This is a genomic window from Escherichia sp. MAL-1 (genome assembly GCF_052948035.1).
On the sequence record NZ_CM129609.1, the window covers coordinates 4,271,645 to 4,296,639 of the forward strand.

The 24,995-nt window shown below is 50.0% G+C and carries 24 protein-coding genes; 14 read left to right on the top strand and 10 right to left on the bottom strand.

Annotation, left to right across the window (positions count from 1 at the left end; all coding sequences use genetic code 11):
- The first annotated feature begins 184 nt into the window (after window positions 1-184).
- Window positions 185-1,204, top strand: a complete 1,020-nt coding sequence (ahr, locus tag ACU8XX_RS21335; protein WP_029403688.1) for an NADPH-dependent aldehyde reductase Ahr — start codon at window positions 185-187, stop codon at window positions 1,202-1,204.
- A 129-nt stretch (window positions 1,205-1,333) separates the two neighbouring features.
- Window positions 1,334-2,836: a helicase HerA-like C-terminal domain-containing protein gene (locus ACU8XX_RS21340; RefSeq protein WP_016241802.1), complete on the top strand. Its 1,503-nt coding sequence runs from the start codon at window positions 1,334-1,336 to the stop codon at window positions 2,834-2,836.
- Between the two features lie 160 nt (window positions 2,837-2,996).
- Here the strand turns inward: ACU8XX_RS21340 and lptG are convergent, their stop codons facing one another.
- The 3 genes from lptG to ytgA all read right to left on the bottom strand — a co-directional run bounded on the left by lptG (window position 2,997) and on the right by ytgA (window position 5,292).
- Window positions 2,997-4,079 (bottom strand): LPS export ABC transporter permease LptG, encoded by a 1,083-nt coding sequence (gene lptG, locus ACU8XX_RS21345; protein ID WP_001295681.1) that lies wholly within the window; start codon window positions 4,077-4,079, stop codon window positions 2,997-2,999.
- A complete protein-coding gene (gene lptF / locus ACU8XX_RS21350; protein WP_000584114.1) occupies window positions 4,079-5,179 on the bottom strand; it encodes an LPS export ABC transporter permease LptF in 1,101 nt (366 codons plus the stop codon). Before lptF ends, lptG begins: the two co-directional genes overlap by 1 nt.
- A gap of 62 nt (window positions 5,180-5,241) precedes the next feature.
- The gene (gene ytgA / locus ACU8XX_RS21355; protein WP_211180521.1) at window positions 5,242-5,292 is read right to left on the bottom strand and encodes a protein YtgA; all 51 of its coding nucleotides are present in this window, start codon (window positions 5,290-5,292) and stop codon (window positions 5,242-5,244) included.
- Window positions 5,293-5,445: 153 nt separating this feature from the next.
- Between ytgA and pepA the strand changes: the two genes are divergently transcribed.
- From pepA to valS, 3 genes are all read left to right on the top strand, one after another.
- Entirely contained in the window at window positions 5,446-6,957 is a 1,512-nt protein-coding gene (gene pepA, locus ACU8XX_RS21360; protein WP_000397144.1) for a leucyl aminopeptidase, read from the top strand.
- 257 nt (window positions 6,958-7,214) lie between these two features.
- Entirely contained in the window at window positions 7,215-7,658 is a 444-nt protein-coding gene (gene holC, locus ACU8XX_RS21365; RefSeq protein ID WP_000786399.1) for a DNA polymerase III subunit chi, read from the top strand.
- Window positions 7,658-10,513: a valine--tRNA ligase gene (gene valS, locus ACU8XX_RS21370; RefSeq protein WP_000416400.1), complete on the top strand. Its 2,856-nt coding sequence runs from the start codon at window positions 7,658-7,660 to the stop codon at window positions 10,511-10,513. The genes holC and valS overlap by 1 nt, the downstream gene beginning before the upstream one ends.
- 55 nt (window positions 10,514-10,568) lie before the next feature.
- Here the strand turns inward: valS and ACU8XX_RS21375 are convergent, their stop codons facing one another.
- Complete coding sequence (locus ACU8XX_RS21375; protein ID WP_154311543.1) at window positions 10,569-11,765, bottom strand: YjgN family protein; 1,197 nt, start codon at window positions 11,763-11,765, stop codon at window positions 10,569-10,571.
- 192 nt (window positions 11,766-11,957) lie between these two features.
- Between ACU8XX_RS21375 and ACU8XX_RS21380 the strand changes: the two genes are divergently transcribed.
- Window positions 11,958-12,461, top strand: coding sequence for a GNAT family N-acetyltransferase (locus ACU8XX_RS21380; protein ID WP_001059412.1), 504 nt, complete (start codon window positions 11,958-11,960; stop codon window positions 12,459-12,461).
- Between the two features lie 45 nt (window positions 12,462-12,506).
- Here the strand turns inward: ACU8XX_RS21380 and rraB are convergent, their stop codons facing one another.
- Entirely contained in the window at window positions 12,507-12,923 is a 417-nt protein-coding gene (rraB, locus tag ACU8XX_RS21385) for a ribonuclease E inhibitor RraB (protein ID WP_000002953.1), read from the bottom strand.
- A gap of 161 nt (window positions 12,924-13,084) precedes the next feature.
- Between rraB and argF the strand changes: the two genes are divergently transcribed.
- Window positions 13,085-14,089 carry an ornithine carbamoyltransferase gene (gene argF, locus ACU8XX_RS21390; RefSeq protein WP_000012926.1) on the top strand — a complete coding sequence of 335 codons (1,005 nt, stop codon included), beginning with the start codon at window positions 13,085-13,087 and terminating at the stop codon, window positions 14,087-14,089.
- Window positions 14,090-14,166: 77 nt separating this feature from the next.
- Here argF and ACU8XX_RS21395 read toward each other — a convergent pair whose 3' ends face one another.
- The 3 genes from ACU8XX_RS21395 to ACU8XX_RS21405 form a co-directional block, all read right to left on the bottom strand.
- Window positions 14,167-15,813 (bottom strand): hypothetical protein, encoded by a 1,647-nt coding sequence (locus ACU8XX_RS21395; RefSeq protein ID WP_021563931.1) that lies wholly within the window; start codon window positions 15,811-15,813, stop codon window positions 14,167-14,169.
- A gap of 122 nt (window positions 15,814-15,935) precedes the next feature.
- Complete coding sequence (gene tabA / locus ACU8XX_RS21400) at window positions 15,936-16,388, bottom strand: toxin-antitoxin biofilm protein TabA (RefSeq protein WP_000583471.1); 453 nt, start codon at window positions 16,386-16,388, stop codon at window positions 15,936-15,938.
- Window positions 16,389-16,532: 144 nt separating this feature from the next.
- The gene (locus tag ACU8XX_RS21405; RefSeq protein ID WP_000256672.1) at window positions 16,533-17,126 is read right to left on the bottom strand and encodes a TetR/AcrR family transcriptional regulator; all 594 of its coding nucleotides are present in this window, start codon (window positions 17,124-17,126) and stop codon (window positions 16,533-16,535) included.
- Window positions 17,127-17,196: 70 nt separating this feature from the next.
- Between ACU8XX_RS21405 and bdcA the strand changes: the two genes are divergently transcribed.
- The 6 genes from bdcA to ridA all read left to right on the top strand — a co-directional run bounded on the left by bdcA (window position 17,197) and on the right by ridA (window position 20,723).
- Window positions 17,197-17,910: an SDR family oxidoreductase gene (bdcA, locus tag ACU8XX_RS21410; protein WP_016241798.1), complete on the top strand. Its 714-nt coding sequence runs from the start codon at window positions 17,197-17,199 to the stop codon at window positions 17,908-17,910.
- 130 nt (window positions 17,911-18,040) lie between these two features.
- A complete protein-coding gene (locus ACU8XX_RS21415; RefSeq protein ID WP_000230262.1) occupies window positions 18,041-18,436 on the top strand; it encodes a RidA family protein in 396 nt (131 codons plus the stop codon).
- Between the two features lie 280 nt (window positions 18,437-18,716).
- Complete coding sequence (pyrL, locus tag ACU8XX_RS21420) at window positions 18,717-18,851, top strand: pyr operon leader peptide (protein ID WP_001296693.1); 135 nt, start codon at window positions 18,717-18,719, stop codon at window positions 18,849-18,851.
- Window positions 18,852-18,854: 3 nt separating this feature from the next.
- The gene (gene pyrB / locus ACU8XX_RS21425) at window positions 18,855-19,790 is read left to right on the top strand and encodes an aspartate carbamoyltransferase (protein WP_000013046.1); all 936 of its coding nucleotides are present in this window, start codon (window positions 18,855-18,857) and stop codon (window positions 19,788-19,790) included.
- A gap of 12 nt (window positions 19,791-19,802) precedes the next feature.
- A complete protein-coding gene (pyrI, locus tag ACU8XX_RS21430) occupies window positions 19,803-20,264 on the top strand; it encodes an aspartate carbamoyltransferase regulatory subunit (RefSeq protein ID WP_000148581.1) in 462 nt (153 codons plus the stop codon).
- A gap of 72 nt (window positions 20,265-20,336) precedes the next feature.
- The gene (gene ridA, locus ACU8XX_RS21435) at window positions 20,337-20,723 is read left to right on the top strand and encodes a 2-iminobutanoate/2-iminopropanoate deaminase (protein ID WP_000047539.1); all 387 of its coding nucleotides are present in this window, start codon (window positions 20,337-20,339) and stop codon (window positions 20,721-20,723) included.
- Window positions 20,724-20,928: 205 nt separating this feature from the next.
- On the opposite strand, the gene mgtA is transcribed toward ridA, so the two are convergent.
- Both mgtA and mgtL read right to left on the bottom strand, forming a co-directional pair.
- Entirely contained in the window at window positions 20,929-23,625 is a 2,697-nt protein-coding gene (gene mgtA / locus ACU8XX_RS21440; protein WP_000471866.1) for a magnesium-translocating P-type ATPase, read from the bottom strand.
- A gap of 140 nt (window positions 23,626-23,765) precedes the next feature.
- Window positions 23,766-23,819 (bottom strand): mgtA regulatory leader peptide MgtL, encoded by a 54-nt coding sequence (gene mgtL, locus ACU8XX_RS21445; RefSeq protein WP_001387276.1) that lies wholly within the window; start codon window positions 23,817-23,819, stop codon window positions 23,766-23,768.
- Window positions 23,820-24,003: 184 nt separating this feature from the next.
- Here mgtL and treR point away from each other — a divergent pair, with 184 nt between their 5' ends.
- Window positions 24,004-24,951, top strand: coding sequence for a trehalose operon repressor TreR (gene treR / locus ACU8XX_RS21450; protein WP_001181324.1), 948 nt, complete (start codon window positions 24,004-24,006; stop codon window positions 24,949-24,951).
- The last annotated feature ends 44 nt before the right edge of the window (window positions 24,952-24,995 follow it).

Below are 24,995 nucleotides of genomic sequence, written 5' to 3' on the forward strand. Positions count from 1 at the left end.
ATGCGGAAAACGTTGTGGATTATACCTGTCGCACGCCACCATGCAAGCGCCAGCTTGCTCGCACCTCGCTAAGTGCTGAAATTTTCAGCATTGCATACCGCGATGTGTAACCTTTGTCACACTCCAGGCACCCCGCCCTGCCATGCTCTACACTTCCCAGACCAAACCAGAGAAGGATAAAAGCATGTCGATGATAAAAAGCTATGCCGCAAAAGAAGCGGGCGGCGAACTGGAAGTTTATGAGTACGATCCCGGTGAGCTGAAGCCACAAGATATTGAAGTGCAGGTGGATTACTGCGGGATCTGCCATTCCGATCTGTCGATGATCGACAACGAATGGGGATTTTCACAGTATCCGCTGGTTGCCGGGCATGAGGTGATTGGGCGCGTGGTGGCACTCGGGAGCGCCGCGCAGGATAAAGGTTTGCAGGTCGGTCAGCGTGTCGGGATTGGCTGGACAGCGCGTAGCTGTGGTCACTGCGACGCCTGTATTAGCGGTAATCAGATCAACTGCGAGCAAGGCGCGGTGTCAACAATTATGAATCGCGGTGGCTTTGCCGAGAAGTTGCGTGCGGACTGGCAATGGGTGATTCCACTGCCAGAAAATATTGATATCGAGTCCGCCGGGCCGCTGTTGTGCGGCGGTATCACGGTCTTTAAACCACTGTTGATGCACCATATCACTGCTACCAGCCGCGTTGGGGTAATTGGTATTGGCGGGCTGGGGCATATCGCTATAAAACTTCTGCACGCAATGGGATGCGAGGTGACGGCCTTTAGTTCTAATCCGGCGAAAGAGCAGGAAGTACTGGCGATGGGTGCCGATAAAGTGGTGAATAGCCGCGATCCGCAGGCACTGAAAGCCCTGTCGGAGCAGTTTGATCTCATTATCAATACTGTGAACGTCAGCCTCGACTGGCAGCCTTATTTTGAGGCGCTGACCTATGGCGGTAATTTCCATACGGTCGGTGCGGTTCTCACGCCGCTGTCTGTTCCGGCCTTTACGTTAATTGCGGGCGACCGCAGCATCTCTGGTTCTGCTACCGGCACGCCTTATGAGCTGCGAAAGCTGATGCGCTTTGCCGCCCGTAGCAAGGTTGCGCCGACCACCGAACTGTTCCCGATGTCGAAAATTAACGACGCCATCAAGCATGTGCGCGACGGTAAGGCGCGTTACCGCGTGGTTCTGAAAGCTGACTTCTGATCTCTTTGCCGGGTGCCTGTCGCCCGGCACTTAAATCTCTTTGGAAGGCGTCTCGCAATCTGCTTAATTTAGCGGTGAAGAGTGCACAGCCGTTGCCTATACTCCAGGCAGGAAACTGGAGGATATCTCATGAGCGAACCCCTGTTAATTGCCCGCACGCCGGACACAGAACTGTTTTTACTGCCGGGAATGGCTAACCGTCACGGGCTGATTACTGGCGCAACGGGGACGGGTAAAACTGTCACGCTGCAAAAACTGGCGGAGTCTCTATCGGAAATCGGTGTTCCGGTGTTTATGGCCGATGTGAAAGGCGATCTGACCGGCGTCGCGCAGGCAGGAACGGCGTCGGAAAAACTGCTCGCAAGGCTTAAAAATATCGGCGTCAATGACTGGCAACCGCATGCCAATCCGGTGGTGGTGTGGGATATCTTTGGCGAGAAAGGCCATCCGGTGCGGGCGACGGTTTCGGATCTGGGGCCGCTGTTGCTGGCGCGGCTGTTGAATCTCAACGATGTGCAATCTGGCGTGCTAAATATCATCTTCCGCATTGCTGACGATCAGGGGCTGTTACTGCTCGACTTTAAAGATTTGCGGGCGATTACCCAGTACATCGGCGATAACGCCAAATCATTCCAGAATCAGTACGGTAATATTAGTAGCGCATCGGTTGGTGCCATCCAGCGCGGATTACTGACGCTGGAACAGCAAGGGGCAACGCATTTCTTTGGTGAGCCGATGCTGGATATCAAAGACTGGATGCGTACTGATGCCAACGGTAAAGGCGTTATCAATATCCTCAGCGCCGAGAAACTTTATCAGATGCCGAAACTGTACGCCGCCAGCCTGCTGTGGATGCTTTCAGAGTTGTATGAACAATTGCCGGAAGCGGGCGATCTGGAGAAACCAAAACTGGTGTTTTTCTTCGACGAGGCACATCTGCTGTTTAACGATGCACCGCAGGTACTGCTGGATAAGATTGAGCAAGTGATAAGGCTTATTCGCTCAAAAGGCGTGGGCGTCTGGTTCGTTTCGCAAAACCCGTCTGATATTCCGGATAATGTGCTCGGGCAGCTCGGTAATCGCGTTCAACACGCTTTGCGGGCTTTTACGCCCAAAGATCAGAAAGCGGTAAAAGCTGCGGCGCAAACCATGCGGGCCAATCCGGCATTTGATACCGAAAAGGCAATCCAGGAACTGGGGACCGGCGAGGCGTTAATCTCGTTTCTCGATGCAAAAGGAAGTCCTTCTGTGGTGGAACGGGCGATGGTGATTGCGCCTTGTTCGCGGATGGGACCGGTGACGGAAGATGAGCGTAATGGCTTGATTAATCACTCTCCGGTGTATGGCAAGTACGAGGATGACGTGGACCGGGAATCCGCCTATGAGATGTTGCAAAAAGGCGTACAGGCAAGCACCGAGCAGCAAAATAATCCTGCCGTGAAAGGGAAAGAGGTGGCGGTGGATGACGGCATTCTTGGTGGATTGAAGGATATTTTGTTCGGCACTACCGGACCACGCGGCGGGAAGAAAGATGGTGTTGTGCAAACAATGGCGAAAAGCGCCGCCCGCCAGGTGACGAATCAGATTGTGCGTGGAATGTTGGGGAGTTTGCTGGGAGGGAGAAGAAGGTAAGTCAGGTGCGATTTGTCTTTGCCTGATGCGACGCTGGCGCGTCTTATCATGCCTACACCACTGCAATATATTGGATTTTCATGATTTTTCAGGCATGAACGAAGCACACTTTGCTAACAATAATAAAGGGAGCTTTCGCTCCCTTTATTCGTTCATCAGGTTACGATTTTCTCATTAACAGCCACAGGCTGATTAAGAAGAAGCTGGCGCTTGGCAACAGTGCGCCGATGATCGGCGGGATGCCATAAACCAACGTCAGCGGGCCGAAGATCTGGTCCAGTACGTAGAAGACAAAACCGAAGCTGATACCGGTGACCACACGCACGCCCATCGGTACGCTACGCAGTGGGCCAAAGATGAACGACAGCGCCATCAGCATCATCACCGCCACGGATAGCGGCTGGAAGATTTTGCTCCACATATTGAGCTGATAACGTCCGGCATCCTGACCGCTCGACTTCAGATACTTCACGTAGTTGTGCAAACCGCTGATTGAGAGTGCATCCGGGTCCAGCGCCACCACGCCCAGTTTGTCTGGCGTGAGGTTGGTTTTCCAGGTGCCGCTCACCGTCTGCGAACCGGTGATCTGTTTCGGATTGGTCAGATCAGATTCATCAACCTGCGACAGACGCCAGACTTTATGTTCCGGGTCAAACTTCGCGGTAGCGGCATAGCGTACGGATTGCAGACGACGATTCTCGTTAAAGGCATAGATACTGATGCCACCTAACTCTTCGTCACCTTTAACCCGCTCAATGTAGACGAAGTTGTTGCCATCTTTCGCCCATAAGCCTTGCTGGGTAGAGAGCAACGAGCCGCCGTACATCGCCTGCGCACGGTAGTTACGCGCCATCTGCTCGCCCTGCGGCGCGACCCATTCGCCAATAGCCATCGTCAGCAAGACCAGTGGAATGGCGGTTTTCATCACCGACAGCGCCACCTGCATACGGGTAAAACCAGAAGCCTGCATCACCACCAGTTCGCTGCGCTGCGCCAGCATCCCAAGACCAAGCAACGCCCCAAGCAGAGCCGCCATCGGGAAGAAGATTTGCACATCTTTCGGCACGCTCAGCAAGGTATACATTCCTGCGCCTAACGCGTCGTAACTCCCCTGCCCGGCTTTTTTCAGCTGATCGACAAACTTGATAATGCCCGACAGCGACACCAGCATGAACAGCGTCATCATGATGGTGGTGAAAATAGTTTTACCGATATAGCGGTCAAGTACGCCAAAAGGTTGCATCACACCGCTCCTTTACGCGAAAAACTGGCGCGCAGGCGGCGGACCGGCACGGTGTCCCAAAGGTTGAGAACAATCGCCAAAGCCAGATAAATCAGGTTAACGGTCCACATCCACAGCGTCGGGTCCAGCTTACCTTTACCGCCGTTCGATTTCAGGGAGGTCTGGATCAGGAAGAAAAGTAGATACAGCAGCATGGCTGGCAGCATCGACAGTACGCGTCCCTGACGCGGGTTAACCACGCTCAGCGGTACGACCATAAGTGCCATCATAAACACGGTGAATACCAACGTGATACGCCAGTTCAGTTCTGCGCGAGCACGATCGGTATCAGTGTTCCACAATGTACGCATGTCCATCTGGTCGGTATCGTTCGGGTCGAGCGCCACCGCCTGGTGACCAATGATCGCCTGATAATCCTGGAAGTCCGTAATGCGGAAATCACGTAACAGTGCAGTGCCTTCGAAGCGCGTTCCCTGGTTGAGAGTGACGACCTGGGAGCCGTCGCGCAGCTGGGTTAAATGTCCGGAATCGGCCACCACCACAGAAGGACGAGCATTACCTTTTGGTCGAATTTGCGCGAGGAACACATCTTTGAAATCGCTGCCGTCAACGCTTTCGATGAACAGCACCGAGCTGCCATTAGTCGCTTGCTGGAATTGCCCTTGCGCCAGCGCCGCCATGCCAGGGTTCGCTTTCGCTTCTGCTAACACTTCATCCTGATGACGCGATGACCACGGTCCCGCCCACATCACGTTAACCGCCGCGACGATTGCCGTGAATACCGCAAGGATCATTGCCGCTTTCACCAGAACCGCTTTGCTCAGGCCGCAGGCATGCATTACCGTAATTTCACTTTCGGTATACAGTTTGCCCAGCGTCATCAGCAGCCCGAGGAACAGGCTTAATGGCAGGATAAGCTGCGCCATTTCCGGCACGCCCAACCCGAGAAGGGAGAGCACCAGATTCGCCGGAATATCGCCGTCAACCGCTGCGCCGAGGATCCTCACTAACTTTTGACAGAAGAAGATCAAAAGCAAGATGAAGAGTATCGCCAGCTGGCTTTTGAGCGTCTCCCGCACCAGATATCTTATGATTATCACTTTAAATACGCCCGTAAAAACTCGTCTTTTGCAGGATTTTAGCTTGTTTCATGGCTTAAACGTCATTTATTCTCTTGAGTCGTCGAAATCGTCGCTAAGATAATTATACTCAACGGATTCACCTCTCAGATTTTGTTCTGACGTGCCAATGCCGTAATAACGTTAAGATTAACACGAAGTCATCGCAACAGCGGACATGAGTTACGAAAGCTTGCAATTCTATCTGTAGCCACCGCCGTTGTCTTTAAGATTCAGGAGCGTAGTGCATGGAGTTTAGTGTAAAAAGCGGTAGCCCGGAGAAACAGCGGAGTGCCTGCATCGTCGTGGGCGTCTTCGAACCACGTCGCCTTTCTCCGATTGCAGAACAGCTCGATAAAATCAGCGATGGGTACATCAGCGCCCTGCTACGTCGGGGCGAACTGGAAGGGAAACCGGGGCAGACATTGTTGCTGCACCATGTTCCGAATGTACTTTCCGAGCGAATTCTCCTTATTGGTTGCGGCAAAGAACGTGAGCTGGATGAGCGTCAGTACAAGCAGGTTATTCAGAAAACCATTAATACGCTGAATGATACTGGCTCAATGGAAGCGGTCTGCTTTCTGACTGAACTGCACGTTAAAGGCCGTAACAACTACTGGAAAGTGCGTCAGGCTGTCGAGACGGCAAAAGAGACGCTCTACAGTTTCGATCAGTTGAAAACGAACAAGAGCGAACCGCGTCGTCCGCTGCGTAAAATGGTGTTCAACGTGCCGACCCGCCGTGAACTGACCAGCGGTGAGCGCGCGATCCAGCACGGTCTGGCGATTGCCGCCGGGATTAAAGCAGCAAAAGATCTCGGCAATATGCCGCCGAATATCTGTAACGCCGCTTACCTCGCTTCACAAGCGCGCCAGCTGGCTGACAGCTACAGCAAGAATGTTATCACCCGCGTTATCGGCGAACAGCAGATGAAAGAGCTGGGAATGCACTCTTATCTGGCGGTCGGTCAGGGTTCGCAGAACGAATCGCTGATGTCGGTCATTGAGTACAAAGGCAACGCGTCGGAAGATGCACGCCCAATCGTACTGGTGGGTAAAGGTTTAACCTTCGACTCCGGCGGTATCTCCATCAAGCCTTCAGAAGGCATGGATGAAATGAAGTACGATATGTGCGGTGCGGCAGCGGTTTACGGCGTGATGCGCATGGTCGCAGAGCTGCAACTGCCGATTAACGTTATCGGCGTGCTGGCTGGCTGCGAAAACATGCCTGGCGGGCGTGCCTATCGTCCGGGCGATGTGTTAACCACCATGTCCGGTCAAACCGTTGAAGTGCTGAACACCGACGCCGAAGGCCGTCTGGTACTGTGCGACGTGTTAACTTACGTTGAGCGGTTTGAGCCGGAAGCGGTGATTGACGTGGCGACGCTGACCGGTGCCTGCGTGATCGCGCTGGGTCATCACATTACCGGCCTGATGGCGAACCATAACCCACTGGCCCATGAACTGATTGCCGCGTCTGAACAATCCGGTGACCGTGCATGGCGCTTACCGCTGGGTGACGAGTATCAGGAACAACTGGAGTCCAATTTTGCCGATATGGCGAACATTGGCGGTCGTCCTGGTGGGGCGATTACCGCAGGTTGCTTCCTGTCACGCTTTACCCGTAAGTACAACTGGGCGCACCTGGATATCGCCGGTACCGCCTGGCGTTCTGGTAAAGCAAAAGGCGCAACCGGCCGTCCGGTAGCGTTGCTGGCACAGTTCCTGTTAAACCGCGCTGGGTTTAACGGCGAAGAGTAATTGCGTCAGGCAAGGCTGTTATTGCCGGATGCGGCGTGAACGCCTTATCCGACCTACACAGCACTGAACTCGTAGGCCTGATAAGACGCGCAAGCGTCGCATCAGGCAATGCTGTTATTGTCGGATGCGGCGTGAGCGCCTTATCCGACCTACACACAGCACTGAACTCGTAGGCCTGATAAGACACAACAGCGTCGCATCAGGCGCTGCGGTGTATACCTGATGCGTATTTAAATCCACCACAAGAAGCCCCATTTATGAAAAACGCGACGTTCTACCTTCTGGACAATGACACCACCGTCGATGGCTTAAGCGCCGTTGAGCAGCTGGTGTGTGAAATTGCCGCAGAACGTTGGCGCAGCGGTAAGCGCGTGCTCATCGCCTGTGAAGATGAAAAGCAGGCTTACCGGCTGGATGAAGCCCTGTGGGCGCGTCCGGCAGAAAGCTTTGTTCCGCATAATTTAGCGGGAGAAGGACCGCGCGGCGGTGCGCCGGTGGAGATCGCCTGGCCGCAAAAACGCAGCAGCAGCCCGCGCGATATATTGATTAGTCTGCGAACAAGCTTTGCAGATTTTGCCACCGCTTTCACAGAAGTGGTAGACTTCGTTCCTTATGAAGATTCTCTGAAACAACTGGCGCGCGAACGCTATAAAGCCTACCGCGTGGCTGGTTTCAACCTGAATACGGCAACCTGGAAATAATGGAAAAGACATACAACCCACAAGATATCGAACAGCCGCTTTACGAGCACTGGGAAAAGCAGGGCTACTTTAAGCCTAATGGCGATGAAAGCCAGGAAAGTTTCTGCATCATGATCCCGCCGCCGAACGTCACCGGCAGTTTGCATATGGGTCACGCCTTCCAGCAAACCATCATGGATACCATGATCCGCTATCAGCGCATGCAGGGCAAAAACACCCTGTGGCAGGTCGGTACTGACCACGCCGGGATCGCTACCCAGATGGTCGTTGAGCGCAAGATTGCCGCAGAAGAAGGTAAAACCCGTCACGACTACGGCCGCGAAGCTTTCATCGACAAAATTTGGGAATGGAAAGCGGAATCCGGCGGCACCATTACCCGTCAGATGCGCCGTCTCGGCAACTCCGTCGACTGGGAGCGTGAACGCTTCACGATGGACGAAGGCCTGTCCAATGCGGTGAAAGAAGTTTTCGTTCGTCTGTATAAAGAAGACCTGATTTACCGTGGCAAACGCCTGGTAAACTGGGATCCGAAACTGCGCACCGCTATCTCTGACCTGGAAGTGGAAAACCGCGAATCGAAAGGTTCGATGTGGCACATCCGCTATCCGCTGGCTGACGGCGCGAAAACCGCAGACGGTAAAGATTATCTGGTGGTTGCGACTACCCGTCCGGAAACCCTGTTGGGCGATACCGGCGTGGCCGTTAACCCGGAAGATCCGCGTTACAAAGACCTGATTGGCAAATATGTCATTCTACCGCTGGTTAACCGTCGTATTCCGATCGTTGGCGACGAACACGCCGACATGGAAAAAGGCACCGGCTGCGTGAAAATCACTCCGGCGCACGACTTTAACGACTATGAAGTGGGTAAACGTCACGCGCTGCCGATGATCAACATCCTGACCTTTGACGGCGATATCCGTGAAAGCGCCCAGGTGTTCGATACCAAAGGTAACGAATCTGACGTTTATTCCAGCGAAATCCCGGCAGAGTTCCAGAAACTCGAGCGTTTTGCTGCACGTAAAGCAGTCGTTGCTGCGGTTGACGCACTCGGCCTGCTGGAAGAAATTAAACCGCACGACCTGACCGTTCCTTACGGCGACCGTGGCGGCGTAGTTATCGAACCAATGCTGACCGACCAGTGGTACGTGCGTGCCGATGTACTGGCGAAACCGGCGGTTGAAGCGGTTGAGAACGGCGACATTCAGTTCGTACCGAAGCAGTACGAAAACATGTACTTCTCCTGGATGCGCGATATTCAGGACTGGTGTATCTCTCGTCAGCTGTGGTGGGGTCACCGTATCCCTGCATGGTACGACGAAGCAGGTAACGTTTATGTTGGCCGCAACGAAGAAGAAGTGCGCAAGGAAAATAACCTCGGTGCCGACGTTGCCCTGCGTCAGGACGAAGACGTTCTCGACACCTGGTTCTCTTCTGCACTGTGGACCTTCTCTACCCTTGGCTGGCCGGAAAACACCGACGCCCTGCGTCAGTTCCACCCAACCAGCGTGATGGTATCCGGCTTCGACATCATCTTCTTCTGGATTGCCCGCATGATCATGATGACCATGCACTTCATCAAAGATGAAAATGGCAAACCGCAGGTGCCGTTCCACACTGTTTACATGACCGGTCTGATTCGTGACGACGAAGGCCAGAAGATGTCCAAATCCAAGGGTAACGTTATCGACCCGCTGGATATGGTTGACGGTATTTCGCTGCCAGAACTGCTGGAAAAACGTACCGGCAATATGATGCAGCCGCAGCTGGCGGACAAAATCCGTAAGCGCACCGAGAAACAGTTCCCGAACGGCATTGAGCCGCACGGCACCGATGCCCTGCGCTTCACCCTGGCGGCGCTGGCGTCTACCGGTCGTGACATCAACTGGGATATGAAGCGCCTGGAAGGTTACCGTAACTTCTGTAACAAGCTGTGGAACGCCAGCCGCTTTGTGCTGATGAACACAGAAGGTCAGGATTGCGGCTTCAACGGCGGTGAAATGACGCTGTCGCTGGCGGACCGCTGGATTCTGGCAGAGTTCAACCAGACCATCAAAGCGTACCGCGAAGCGCTGGACAGCTTCCGCTTCGATATCGCCGCAGGCATTCTGTATGAGTTCACCTGGAACCAGTTCTGTGACTGGTATCTGGAGCTGACTAAGCCGGTAATGAACGGTGGCACCGAAGCCGAACTGCGCGGTACTCGCCATACGCTGGTGACCGTGCTGGAAGGTCTGCTGCGCCTCGCGCATCCGATCATTCCGTTCATCACCGAAACCATCTGGCAGCGTGTGAAAGTACTTTGCGGTATCACTGCCGACACCATCATGCTGCAGCCGTTCCCGCAGTACGATGCATCTCAGGTTGATGAAGCCGCACTGGCCGACACAGAGTGGTTGAAGCAGGCGATCGTTGCGGTACGTAACATCCGTGCAGAAATGAACATCGCGCCGGGCAAACTGCTGGAGCTGCTGCTGCGTGGTTGCAGCGCGGATGCAGAACGTCGCGTAAATGAAAACCGTGGCTTCCTGCAAACCCTGGCGCGTCTGGAAAGCATCACCGTGCTGCCTGCCGATGACAAAGGTCCGGTTTCCGTTACGAAGATCATCGACGGCGCAGAGCTGCTGATCCCGATGGCTGGCCTCATCAACAAAGAAGATGAGCTGGCGCGTCTGGCGAAAGAAGTGGCGAAGATCGACGGCGAAATCAGCCGTATCGAGAACAAACTGGCGAACGAAGGCTTTGTAGCGCGCGCACCGGAAGCGGTCATCGCGAAAGAGCGTGAGAAGCTGGAAGGCTATGCAGAAGCGAAAGCGAAGCTGATTGAACAGCAGGCTGTTATCGCCGCGCTGTAATCAAATCACAGCGATGAAAACGAAGGCCGGAGCATACTCCGGCCTTTTTTATCTCTTACAGAAATGGTAAAGAAGGCATAATTCCCCGTGAAATCCTGGCTAAGAAGCCTTTATCTGGTTGTTCTTCTTTATTGATTAAAGGAAGGTCATCCAAATCGCCCAGCAAATACGTATTTTTTGCCTGCCAGTCAATCATCCATATTTTCAGCAGTGGATAAGCCAGACCGCCCGTAATCCCGGATATCACCACCAACGCACACATGCGATAAAGCATACCGTGGTACGTTAAAGTTGAGCGAAAACGAATACGCCCATCATTCAGTGACAGGTTGCTCATAAAATGATTTCGCAACGACACCGTTAAATAACTGGTGCTAACAGCAATCCCAAAATAATAGATTAACTGCGCGATTATCATTTTACGTTGCATTTCCATAAATTGCTGTAAATTCTTAATATCATCACTTGCATACACAGAACTATCATACGCATTTAATATTTGATCGAAGATAATATAACCAGCAACAGCGAGAAAAGGTAATAAAGCTAAAAATGCGAGAATGGCATATTTTATACAATACGTAGTATCTAATTTCACCTTGAAACGATGTATACCGAAACTGGTATTGCTCCAGAGAAAACTCATTACCAGACTATATAAAGTACCATTAAAAATACCAATGGAAACAATACCAACTATTGCCATCAGAACCACAGATATAATAACACTACTTGAACTATTGGCATGTAGCATCTTTGTCGAGATAAAGAAAACAGTCCCCATCCCAATGGCCATTAAAATCGGCAAGAAAAAGGTTACCCACCAGAACCCTTTCAAAGAGCAATTAAAACTAAATCTTACGCCGTTGAGACTGGTCATCAAGGCCTGATAACGCAGTCCTTTTGCTGCCATAAATATAAGCAAAACCAACAGTGACAAAGTCAAAACACAGCCAACAAGCGGCATATCTGCTGACACTGTCATTAAGATTGCGAAATAGAAAAAAACAAAAACAAGACAACTAACAAAAACATTCCCACCGGTAATTCCATAAGAAAATCGTTGTCCGTTAACTTCCATATTAGCATAGAGATAACGCTTACATTTCATTAATGCCCATGGTAAATAGATACCTAGCGTTATAATCGTTAACAACACATTCACCACACAAATAAGAAAATATCTCTCACCTGTGCCATGAAAAACAAACGAATGGGACGGAACATCCATTTCATTAATAACTTGAGCCATAAAAATCCCCTGAATTAAAAAATCCATTGATATAATTTATAGATACAGACAGTAAAATGTTCTGCCACGTTACAATACTCTTATCAGTAATAGGCTGGCAAAAACTTTATTACTTTATAAGTCGCTTGCGCACGTAAGAAGAGAGTGGTATTAAACAAATGTATAATTACTTTATTTTTATTGGGTTAAACTATGAATAACATTGCGCCGCAATCACCTGTAATGCGTCGCCTGACGCAGCAGGATAATCCCGCTATCGCCCGCGTCATTCGTCAGGTATCCGCCGAATACGGTCTTACCGCTGATAAAGGCTACACCGTCGCCGATCCGAACCTTGACGAGTTGTATCAAGTGTATAGTCAGCCTGGCCATGCATATTGGGTGGTTGAGTTCGATGGTGAAGTGGTCGGCGGCGGTGGGATTGCGCCATTAGCAGGTAGTGAATCGGACATTTGCGAACTGCAAAAGATGTATTTTCTTCCGGCTATTCGCGGTAAAGGGCTGGCGAAAAAACTGGCCTTAATGGCGATGGAGCAGGCACGAGAGATGGGCTTCAAACGCTGCTATCTGGAAACGACCGCTTTTTTAAAGGAAGCCATTGCGCTTTATGAGCATTTGGGCTTTGAGCATATCGACTATGCGCTTGGCTGCACGGGCCATGTCGATTGTGAAGTGCGGATGCTACGCGAACTCTAAAAAAATGCCCGCTAGTGTGTGCTATCGGGCATTTTAATTAATTAATTAGTGGCGAACCCCGTCATCGTCTTCATCGACAAAATCTTCATCGTCGCCGTCTTCGCCGTTAGGATCTTCAAAGTAAGTGCCCCAACCGTCGTACTCAACGTCAAATTTCTCCGCCAGCGTCATCAGTTGTTCAACCTGGGCATCGATCAGATCGGCATTCAACGCGCACTCGCTGAGGATGTCGCAGCAAATCACGATATCACCATCTTCAACTTCCAGCTCTTCTGGATCGGTCACTTCATAACCAAGTTTAAACGCTTCAACTGCTGCTTTTTCCAGGGTTTCCAGATCGTCTGCGGAAAGATGGTGTTCGATGGTGTACAGCGCGTCCGGATCGCTGCCATCTTCCAGTAATTCTTCAATAATCAAACGTGTTTCTTCACGCTGTTCTTCCAGTTGTTCCGGGTTTGCCATGGCTCATTCCTCTTAATGTCCTGCCGATACTCTTATTGTCACACACCACTGACATTGCCTCCACCTTTGTGACAAAGATTTATGCTTTAGACTTGCAAATGAATAACTATCCATATAAATTGAATTTTAATTCATTGAGGCGTTAGCCACAGGAGGGATCTATGTCTGGGTTTTATCATAAGCATTTCCTGAAATTACTCGATTTCACGCCAGCTGAACTCAACAGCCTGCTGCAGTTAGCCGCGAAGCTGAAAGCCGATAAGAAAAGTGGTAAAGAAGAAGCCAAACTCACTGGTAAAAACATCGCGCTCATCTTCGAAAAAGACTCGACTCGTACCCGATGCTCTTTCGAAGTTGCCGCATATGACCAGGGTGCTCGCGTTACTTATCTCGGCCCAAGCGGCAGCCAGATTGGTCATAAAGAGTCGATTAAAGACACTGCCCGCGTGCTTGGTCGCATGTATGACGGTATTCAGTATCGCGGCTATGGTCAGGAGATTGTCGAAACACTGGCGGAATACGCTGGCGTGCCAGTATGGAACGGCCTGACCAATGAGTTCCACCCCACCCAGCTGCTGGCGGATCTTCTCACCATGCAAGAGCATTTGCCCGGTAAAACATTCAACGAAATGACGCTGGTCTATGCAGGTGACGCACGTAACAACATGGGAAACTCGATGCTTGAAGCTGCGGCGCTTACCGGTCTGGATTTGCGTCTGGTCGCGCCAAAGGCATGCTGGCCGGAAGCTGCGCTGGTTACGGAATGCCGCGCCCTGGCACAGCAAAATGGCGGGGATATTACGCTGACGGAAGATGTAGCCAAAGGAGTTGAAGGTGCTGACTTTATCTATACCGATGTATGGGTGTCGATGGGTGAAGCAAAAGAGAAATGGGCGGAACGGATTGCATTGCTGCGTGATTATCAGGTGAACAGCAAGATGATGCAGTTGACTGGTAACCCGGAGGTCAAATTCCTCCACTGCCTGCCCGCGTTTCATGACGACCAAACGACGCTTGGTAAGAAAATGGCGGAAGAATTTGGCCTACATGGCGGTATGGAAGTTACTGATGAGGTCTTCGAATCTGCCGCCAGCATTGTTTTTGATCAGGCGGAAAACCGTATGCATACCATCAAAGCGGTGATGGTCGCGACGCTCAGTAAATAATTGATATCGCTATAAAGATGCCGGGAAATACAAAACTATCCCGGCATCACATTATTTTATGTAGTAATAGTTCTATTCTACCACCCAAATTTTTCTATTACTATACGTAAATCTTCCGGAGGATTTAATTTTCCCAACTGTTCATTATTAATATATTCATATATATTGATTTTGCCATTCCGGAGGATTTTCATCATTCTTGTTCTAATTTTTAATTCATTACCCATCTTTTCTTCAAAAATCTTAATGACATAACCCGGATGTTTTTTTACAATTTCATTTGTTTTTTCTTCATTACCATAAACATATCCTAACTCATTAAGATACAGCTGTTCGCCCTCATACTTCTTAAGTAATTGATAGAAGTACCACTTCGCAAAATCAGGTTGCCTCATGAAAAAATCCTTCAAAAAAATATCATTTACTAAAATGCTGACAGGCACTTCATTAAATAGCAACTTAACATCATCAAATAACCTTAGTATTAAGCGTGATTTTTCTTGATTGCTTAAGTTAAAATCATTGACATACGCAACCAACTTATCCCAAATCAATTCCTGTAATTTACGGCTATTTTCATAGGGTTCTTTATCGAGATTAAAAAATAAGGTCTCAGCTATTTTAATTTTAGATTGATCGCAGCTAAAATCTTTAGATTGATCGCGACTAAAATCAATATGATTTATCACAGAGCATGCATACTTTATCTTTTCAGAATCACCAAAATATTGCATGCTTTTATTAAAACACCAATCCAGCATTCTTACATCATTAATATATGGGGATTTTAAAAAAGTCTCCAGAATCGAACCGATAACCGGTGTAAGGTTAACTTTCGCATCATCTAAGGAATCAATAAGAATATGAGACAGGTTAACTTTGATGTCATTAATTTCATTGTCAGTAGCTTTCTTATTATTAATAAGATAATTATTTAAGGCGTTAAGGGCATCTATTTCTTTCAGTGTCCATTTTTCACCAAGTAAGTATGAAATCGATTCATTACACATATAAGGCATTAATAGCAGATGTTCTTTCCTTATTGCTAATAATGCATTGTTCAATGGTTTTTCTAATAAATCCGTAATCGTAGAATCAACTGAGTTTTTACAACTCACCTGCGAGTAATTTAAGTCATGAGGATTATTTAACTCCTGCGGAATATTTAATAGACGAGCTATTTCCTTGTTAGCTTCGCGTTGGTAACACGCCAGAACCTTGTTAGTAATCAGGTGTAATGAACTATCATCTTTTCTTTCAAAAGACTTACCTTCATAACGAAAACTCAAAAAATCAGATTGTGGAAATATAATGGCTGTATGTCCTTGACGAGTCCCCATAGTAGTGGTAGTAGAAAGTGAAATTTCTATAATCACCTTAGATGAATCCGCACGCTCACCTTCAGGATTATTCATAACAAAATTCATTATTTCACTGCCATCATTATTTTTGATATAAGATGAGGACTCAATATGAGCCATCATATTTCTACCCGCTTCGTTGGAGCGTTTGCTAAAATCCACATAACCCAGGGTAAATATTTTTGCCAAAAACTCCAAAAATGCTCTGGGAGAAAGAATATTCCTTCTGCTATCCTGCCCCCCGGCAATACGGGCAAAATCATTCATTCCAACACGCCAGGTATTTAAAACTTCACTTTTTTGTTTAAAATTGTCGGCTAATGTAATGTGTTGAGAATAATTCAAATCTGATATTTTGCTCATGACGGACTCCTTGAGTTAATAAGAACGTCTAAGCATTACAAATTCTACTCACAAAAAAATATCAAAAAACGCTCTTTTCATAAGCTCGCCGTAAACCTGGAGTTATTTACGGCGAAAAGTCATCACGCCATCAGCATCTTCACTACTGCTTTGCGAACCTGGGCTGGTGCGCCCACTGCGCACAGCGGTTTATGCACTTCCCCCGGATAAAACACAACAAAATCACCTTCATTTAGGATAACTGTTTTCTCATCAACGCCTTCCGGCAAAAATGCGATGTCTTTATCTGCTAACCAGTCGGTCTCCGGCGTACCTGCAGGTTGCGTGCTGAAGGTCATGCCTTCCTGACCTTTTAACACAATCTGAATGTCGAGATAGCGGGCATGGTACTCCGCACGGCGAGCTTCGTACGGCTCGGTCATATCTTCCGAGATAAGATAAAACAGACGATTGCCTTCGATATCGTGCTTGCCCTTTGGCGTTTCTGCCGTAACGTGTGCTTTGATATGCTCAATCGCCTGGCGTAACTCCTGGGGTAGCCACGGCTGAAGATTATGAATATTTCCGATGATCATCTTTTCCACTCCTTAATTAAAACAATGTTTCATTTCTATCGTTATACGAAAAGATGATCAATTCCGCCAGCCTTAACGCGTGAATTATTGTCTTATCACAACTTATCGGCAGGCGCGTTCCCGCCTTTCGGGTCAAGGCCAGCATCACTCCTTGAGAATAGTTTTTATCGCTTCCCCCGCCAGTGCAGCTGTTGCACAGAGTTGTTCGATGGAGTGCCCCTCCCGTGCCTTCGCAGAAAGCCCTGACATCACGGTACTCATAAAATCAGTCACACATTGTGCGCTTTGTGGATGCCGCCTGGCGATATAGTCATAAATGGTCGTTTCTGCGGCGTGATAATATTGAACGGCAATATCACGCGCTTGTGGATCATGACTATGAATACCTTCAAGAACCATACAGCCAGCGCAGCCGCCGTTTTGGCTATATCTGCGCGCCGCTTCTTTTAATACCTCAACCAGGCACTCGCCTACCGGACGATCATCACGAAGAATATCGGCAAGCGGAATAGCTTCCGTACCGACATATTCATTGAGTACACGGCTAAATAACCCAGCTTTACTGCCAAAAGCTGCGTAGAGGCTCGGGGGGTTAATACCAAGATAATCAGTAACTTCAGCAACACTGACAGCATCGAAACCTTTTTGGTGAAAAAGCACTTTTGCCGCAGAGACTGCCTGCTCAGGAGCGAAACGTCTGGGACGACCTGGAACGCGAGATTGTTTTTTAGTGACCATTACAAAACTTGTTGACAGAAAGTTAAAACAGTTTTGTAATGCATGTTACATAATAAATCAAGGAGTCCTTATGGGCGCTTTTACAGGTAAGACTGTTCTCATCCTCGGTGGCAGCCGTGGAATCGGTGCCGCTATCGTACGTCGTTTCGTCACCGATGGGGCCAATGTACGATTCACCTATGCGGGGTCGAAAGATGCCGCTGAACACCTGGCACAAGAGACTGGAGCGATAGCAGTATTCACAGATAGTGCTGACAGAGACGCTGTCATTGATGTCGTTCGTAAGAGTGGCGCATTGGATATTCTGGTAGTAAATGCAGGTATTGGCGTCTTTGGCGAGGCCCTGGAATTAAATGCCGACGATATTGATCGCCTTTTCAAAATCAATATTCATGCTCCTTATCATGCCTCTGTTGAAGCCGCCCGGCAGATGCCCGAAGGCGGGCGCATCTTAATCATCGGCTCCGTGAATGGCGATCGTATGCCTGTTGCAGGCATGGCTGCTTATGCCGCCAGTAAATCTGCCCTGCAAGGCATGGCGCGCGGGCTGGCCCGTGATTTCGGACCGCGTGGGATCACCATCAACGTCGTCCAGCCAGGGCCAATTGATACCGACGCTAATCCCGCCAACGGGCCAATGCGCGATATGTTGCATAGTTTTATGGCTATCAAAAGACATGGGCAACCGGAAGAGGTCGCTGGTATGGTCGCATGGTTAGCAGGGCCAGAAGCCAGCTTTGTTACCGGCGCGATGCATACCATTGATGGCGCGTTTGGCGCATAACCGACTACGCTCAATTAAGCCCAGCCATTATCCATGATGTCTGGGTTTTGTTTACTCACGTCGTCCGCTAAAAGCGGCTCCCGGTAAATAGAAATCTTCTGTTCATGTCGTAAATCTTGAGGATAACCAAATGGTAGAAAGAACCGCTGTTTTCCCTGCTGGCCAACATTCACTGTATGCAGAACATCGTTATTCTGCGGCTATTCGTTCCGGCGATTTGCTGTTTGTTTCCGGGCAAGTAGGAAGTCGAGAGGACGGAACACCAGAACCCGATTTTCAGCAACAAGTCAGACTGGCATTTGATAATTTGCATGCGACCCTGGCTGCTGCGGGATGCACTTTTGACGATATCATTGATGTTACGAGCTTCCATACCGATCCAGAAAACCAATTTGAAGACATCATGACGGTGAAAAATGAAATATTTAGCGCCCCACCTTATCCAAACTGGACGGCGGTAGGTGTTACATGGCTGGCAGGCTTTGATTTTGAAATTAAAGTGATAGCGCGCATCCCTGAGCAGTAAGCAATAGTGTTAGCCGTTCGTTTTCACACTCCGCCCTATAAGTCGGATGAATGGAATAAAATGCATATCTGATTGCGTGAAAGTGAAAAAGAAAAAAGCAGGAAATGTCTGCAATTATTGATACCGAACGACCGTTCCCCTGCAGAATCACAACAAATAAAAATGCATGTATTTTGACTTATAATTCAAATAAACCGTTTGCGCTGACAAAATATTGCATCAAATGCTTGCACCGCTTCTGACGATGAGTATAATGCCGGACAATTTGCCGGGAGGATGTATGGTTCAGTGTGTTCGACATTTTGTCTTACCGCGTCTGAAAAAAGACGCTGGCCTGCCGTTTTTCTTCCCGTTGATCACCCATTCCCAGCCCCTCAATCGAGGGGCTTTTTTTTGCCCAGGCGTCAGGAGATAAAAGATGGCTAATCCGCTATATCAGAAACATATCATTTCCATAAACGACCTTAGTCGCGATGACCTTAATCTGGTGCTGGCGACAGCGGCGAAACTGAAAGCAAACCCGCAACCAGAGCTGTTGAAGCACAAAGTCATTGCCAGCTGTTTCTTCGAAGCCTCTACCCGTACCCGCCTCTCTTTCGAAACATCTATGCACCGCCTGGGTGCCAGCGTGGTGGGCTTCTCCGACAGCGCCAATACATCACTGGGTAAAAAGGGCGAAACGCTGGCCGATACCATTTCGGTTATCAGCACTTACGTCGATGCGATAGTGATGCGTCATCCGCAGGAAGGTGCGGCGCGCCTGGCCACCGAGTTTTCCGGCAATGTACCGGTACTGAATGCCGGTGATGGCTCCAACCAACATCCGACGCAAACCTTGCTGGACTTATTCACTATTCAGGAAACCCAGGGGCGTCTGGACAATCTCCACGTCGCAATGGTTGGTGACCTGAAATATGGCCGCACCGTTCACTCCCTGACTCAGGCGTTAGCGAAGTTCGACGGCAACCGTTTTTACTTCATCGCGCCGGACGCGCTGGCAATGCCGCAATACATTCTGGATATGCTTGATGAAAAAGGGATCGCCTGGAGTCTGCACAGCTCTATTGAAGAAGTGATGGCGGAAGTAGACATCCTGTACATGACCCGCGTGCAAAAAGAGCGTCTGGACCCGTCCGAGTACGCCAACGTGAAAGCGCAGTTTGTTCTTCGCGCCAGCGATCTCCACAACGCCAAAGCCAATATGAAAGTGCTGCATCCGCTGCCGCGTGTTGATGAGATTGCGACGGATGTTGATAAAACGCCACACGCCTGGTACTTCCAGCAGGCAGGCAATGGGATTTTCGCTCGCCAGGCGTTACTGGCACTGGTTCTGAATCGCGATCTGGTACTGTAAGGGGAAATAGAGATGACACACGATAATAAATTGCAGGTTGAAGCTATTAAACGCGGCACGGTAATTGACCATATCCCCGCCCAGATCGGTTTTAAGCTGTTGAGTCTGTTCAAGCTGACCGAAACGGATCAGCGCATCACCATCGGTCTGAACTTGCCTTCTGGCGAGATGGGCCGCAAAGATCTGATCAAAATCGAAAATACCTTTTTGAGTGAAGATCAGGTAGATCAACTGGCATTGTATGCGCCGCAAGCCACGGTTAACCGTATCGACAACTATGAAGTGGTGGGTAAATCGCGCCCCAGTCTGCCAGAGCGCATCGACAATGTGCTGGTCTGCCCGAACAGCAACTGTATCAGCCATGCCGAACCGGTTTCTTCCAGCTTTGCCGTGCGAAAACGCGCCAATGACATCGCGCTCAAATGCAAATACTGTGAAAAAGAGTTTTCCCATAATGTGGTGCTGGCCAATTAATTGCGGTTGGTAATAAAAGTCTGGCTCCCTATAATGAGCCAGACTTTTTACCGCTGTAATAAAGGAGAAATCATGAGCAAAACTATCGCGACGGAAAATGCACCGGCAGCTATCGGTCCTTACGTACAGGGCGTTGATCTGGGCAATATGATCATCACCTCCGGTCAGATCCCGGTAAATCCGAAAACGGGTGAAGTACCGGCAGACGTCGCTGCACAGGCACGTCAGTCGCTGGATAACGTAAAAGCGATCGTCGAAGCCGCTGGCCTGAAAGTGGGCGACATCGTTAAAACCACCGTGTTTGTGAAAGATCTGAACGACTTCGCTACCGTTAATGCTACCTACGAAGCCTTCTTCACCGAACACAACGCCACCTTCCCGGCACGTTCTTGCGTTGAAGTCGCCCGTCTGCCGAAAGACGTGAAGATTGAGATCGAAGCGATCGCTGTTCGTCGCTAATCTTGATGGAAATCCGGGCTATCATGCCCGGATTAAGTCTGATGACAAACGCAAAATCGCCTGATGCGCTACGCTTATCAGGCCTACGTGATTCCTGCAATTTATTGAATTTGTTGGCCGGATAAGGCATTTACGCCGCATCCGGCATGAACAAAGCTTACTTTGTCTGCAATCTGAATCGGGGCTATCGTGCCCAGTTTATTCTTTATTGCCAGCCGTAACGACGGCTATAGAACCCTTTCACCAACTGGGTTAATGTCATATACCCTGCCAGAATCGCAACCAGCCACGGGAAATAGCTTAACGGCAGCGCCTGTAATTGCAGATAACTGGCCAGCGGTGAAAACGGCAATGCGATCCCGACAATCATCACGATCACGGTCATGATCATTAACGGCCACGATGCACAGCTCTGAATAAACGGCACACGGCGGGTGCGGATCATATGCACAATCAGCGTTTGCGACAGTAAGCCCACCACAAACCATCCCGACTGGAACAGCGTTTGCGTTTCCGGCGTGTTGGCATGGAATACCCACCACATCAGGCAAAACGTCAGAATATCGAAGATCGAGCTGATCGGTCCGAAGAAGATCATAAAGCGCCCCAGATCCGCCGGATTCCAACGCTGCGGCTTTTGAATTTGCTCGTCGTCGACGTTATCAAACGGGATCGCCACCTGTGACACATCATACAGCAGGTTCTGAATAAGCAAGTGTAACGGCAACATCGGCAGGAAGGGCAAGAAAGCACTCGCCACCAGCACGCTGAACACATTACCGAAGTTGGAGCTCGCCGTCATTTTGATGTATTTCAGCATGTTGGCGAAAGTGCGACGTCCTTCAATAACCCCCTCTTCCAGCACCATCAGGCTTTTTTCCAGCAGGATGATATCAGCCGCTTCACGGGCAATATCTACCGCGCCGTCCACAGAAATGCCGATATCCGCAGCGCGTAAGGCGGGCGCATCATTAATACCATCGCCCATAAAGCCAACCACATGCCCTTCGCGCTTCAGTAAGGTCACAATGCGTTCTTTATGCATCGGCGTCAGACGAGCAAACAGCGTGGTGCGCTGTGCGAGATTTGCCAGTTCGTCGTCAGATAGCGTTTCAATATCACTACCAATGACCACCTCTCCCGCGTCCAGCCCCACTTCATGGCACACTTTCGCTGCAACTAACTCACTGTCGCCAGTAAGGATTTTTACGGTAATTCCACTCGCTTTTAATGCCTTCAGTGCCGGAGCAGTTGTCTCTTTTGGCGGATCAAGGAAAGCAATATATCCTTCGAGGATCAGGTCGGATTCATCCGCCCGCTGGTAATCTCCTTCACGCGCTGGCAGGTATTTCGTCGCCACCGCAACCACGCGCAGCCCCTGACGATTCAGCGTATCAGTAACCCGCTTAATCTTACGCAGCATGATGTCATCGAGCGGCACAATCTCGCCATTGTGACGCACCTGCGAACACACATTGAGGATTTCCTGCAATGCACCTTTGCAAACCAGCTGATGGTGCTCGGTATTTTCTGCCACTACCACCGACATCCGGCGACGCTCGAAATCAAACGGAATCTCATCAATTTTTTGCCAACGGCTGGCCAGCGAGCGCGCTGACTCTTCATCCGTACCTTCGAGCACCGCTGTATCGAGCAGGTTTTTAAGTCCGGTCTGATAATGACTGTTCAACCACGCGCTATGCAGCACGCGTTCGCTGGTTTTACCGGAGATATCGGTATGATTCTCCAGCACAATTTTGTCCTGTGTCAGGGTGCCGGTTTTATCAGTGCACAGAATATCCATTGCGCCAAAGTTCTGAATAGCATCCAGATGTTTGACGATCACTTTCTGTTTCGACAGCTTTACTGCGCCGCGCGCCAGCGTCGAGGTAACAATCATCGGCAACATTTCCGGCGTTAAGCCTACCGCGACCGAAAGCGCAAACAGTGCCGCTTCCCACCAGTCGCCTTTGGTGTAACCGTTGATAAGCAACACCACCGGAGCCATCACCAGCATAAAGCGAATCAGCAGCATACTGACGCGGCTGATCCCCTGCTGAAAGGCATTCGGCTCGCTTTCCTGCTCACTAACACGCCCCGCCAGTTGACCAAACCAGGTGTTGGCTCCTGTAGCAATCACCATTGCTTGTGCCGTGCCGCTCACCACGGTGGTGCCCATAAAACACAGGGTATCGCACTCCAGCGGATTGCTGTGCTCCGGCTGGCGAGTGGTAGCGGCTTTTTCTACGGGCAGAGACTCACCGGTTAACGACGCCTGAGCGACGAACAGATCCCGCGCCTGCAAGATACGTAAATCTGCCGGGATCATATCTCCCGCCGCCAGTTTTATAATATCGCCGGGCACCAGCTGGTCGATCGGGATCTCCAGCCAGCCATTTTCGCCTTTGTCGTTAATTACGCGCAGCACCGTCGCGGTATTGCTGACCATCGCTTTCAGGGCATCTGCCGCTTTAGTGGAACGTGCTTCCTGAATAAAGTTCAGCAACGTTGAAATAGCGACCATTAGCGCGATAACGCCCGCGGCAAATAAATCTTCCGTGGCGTAAGAAATAGCGCCGAGAATGGTGAGTAAAATATTAAAGGGGTTGCGATAGCAGACCCATAAATGTACCCACCACGGCGACGGTTGTTGTGCGGGTAATTTATTTTCACCATGTTGTTCGCGGGCAGATTCCACTTCCGCCTGATTTAACCCTTCCGGATGGGTGTCGAACGTTTTCCATAATTCTTCTTCGGGCATCACCGCCATTTTCAGGCAATGCGCACTTAAGGACGGCGGGACCGCCGTATTCACTGTCTGCTGCGCGCCAGGCAATGGATCGCGATGAACCAGACGGGAAGGTAAATGGCGAATGAGCCGGGTAAAAATTTCTTTAAACATAAGGAGTCCCTCCGCACTGTCTGAAACAGTACAGAAATGTCTTCAGGCGTGGCGAAGCCTTACCTGAAGGTAATAAAGCTGAGCAGGGACGTTAAAACGTCACGGCCTTACGCATCCGGTAACGCCGTGAAAAGACGGGCTTACCGGAAAAGTTTTAATCTCCGTCGAGGGAGAGGCGTGGGATCAGGTTCCATATAACCTCCGGTAAGTGAAAAAAGCGCCGCAAATAATAAGGAGAATCCAATAATATTCGTAGCATCTATGGCGATATAATACCTGCTGGCAACTAAACCAACGATAAACCAGACTTTACCCATTGCTGAATGCACGGGTAAAGTTAGGCTCAAATAATTAAACAACACGTTACAGGACAACAGGATGCAAAATCGGCTGACCATCAAAGACATCGCACGCTTAAGCGGCGTGGGGAAATCTACAGTTTCCCGGGTGCTGAATAACGAAAGCGGCGTGAGCCAGCGCACCCGCGAGCGTGTTGAAGCAGTGATGAATCAGCATGGATTTTCCCCTTCCCGCTCTGCGCGCGCTATGCGTGGGCAAAGCGATAAAGTGGTCGCCATCATTGTTACCCGTCTGGATTCGTTGTCAGAAAATCTCGCCGTTCAAACCATGCTGCCAGCGTTCTATGAACAAGGTTACGACCCAATCATGATGGAAAGTCAGTTTTCCCCACAATTAGTTGCCGAACATTTGGGGGTGCTGAAACGGCGTAATATCGACGGCGTAGTGCTGTTCGGTTTTACTGGCATAACAGAAGAAATGTTAGCCCACTGGCAGTCATCGCTGGTTCTGCTGGCGCGTGACGCAAAAGGCTTTGCTTCGGTCTGTTATGACGACGAAGGGGCAATCAAGATCCTGATGCAACGGCTGTATGACCAGGGGCATCGTAATATCAGTTATCTCGGCGTGCCGCATAGTGACGTGACAACCGGTAAGCGACGTCACGAAGCCTACCTGGCGTTCTGCAAAGCGCATAAACTGCATCCCGTTGCCGCTCTGCCAGGGCTTGCTATGAAGCAAGGCTATGAGAACGTGGCAAAAGTGATTACGCCTGAAACTACTGCGTTACTGTGCGCAACCGACACGCTGGCACTTGGCGCAAGTAAATACCTGCAAGAGCAACGCATCGACACCTTGCAACTGGCGAGCGTCGGTAATACACCGTTAATGAAATTCCTCCATCCGGAGATCGTCACCGTAGATCCCGGTTACGCCGAAGCTGGACGCCAGGCGGCCTGCCAATTGATCGCACAGGTAACCGGGCGCAGCGAACCGCAACAAATCATCATCCCCGCCACCCTGTCCTGATCGTTTCCTGAACGATAAATTGTGATCTTCGCTGCGTTTCGGGA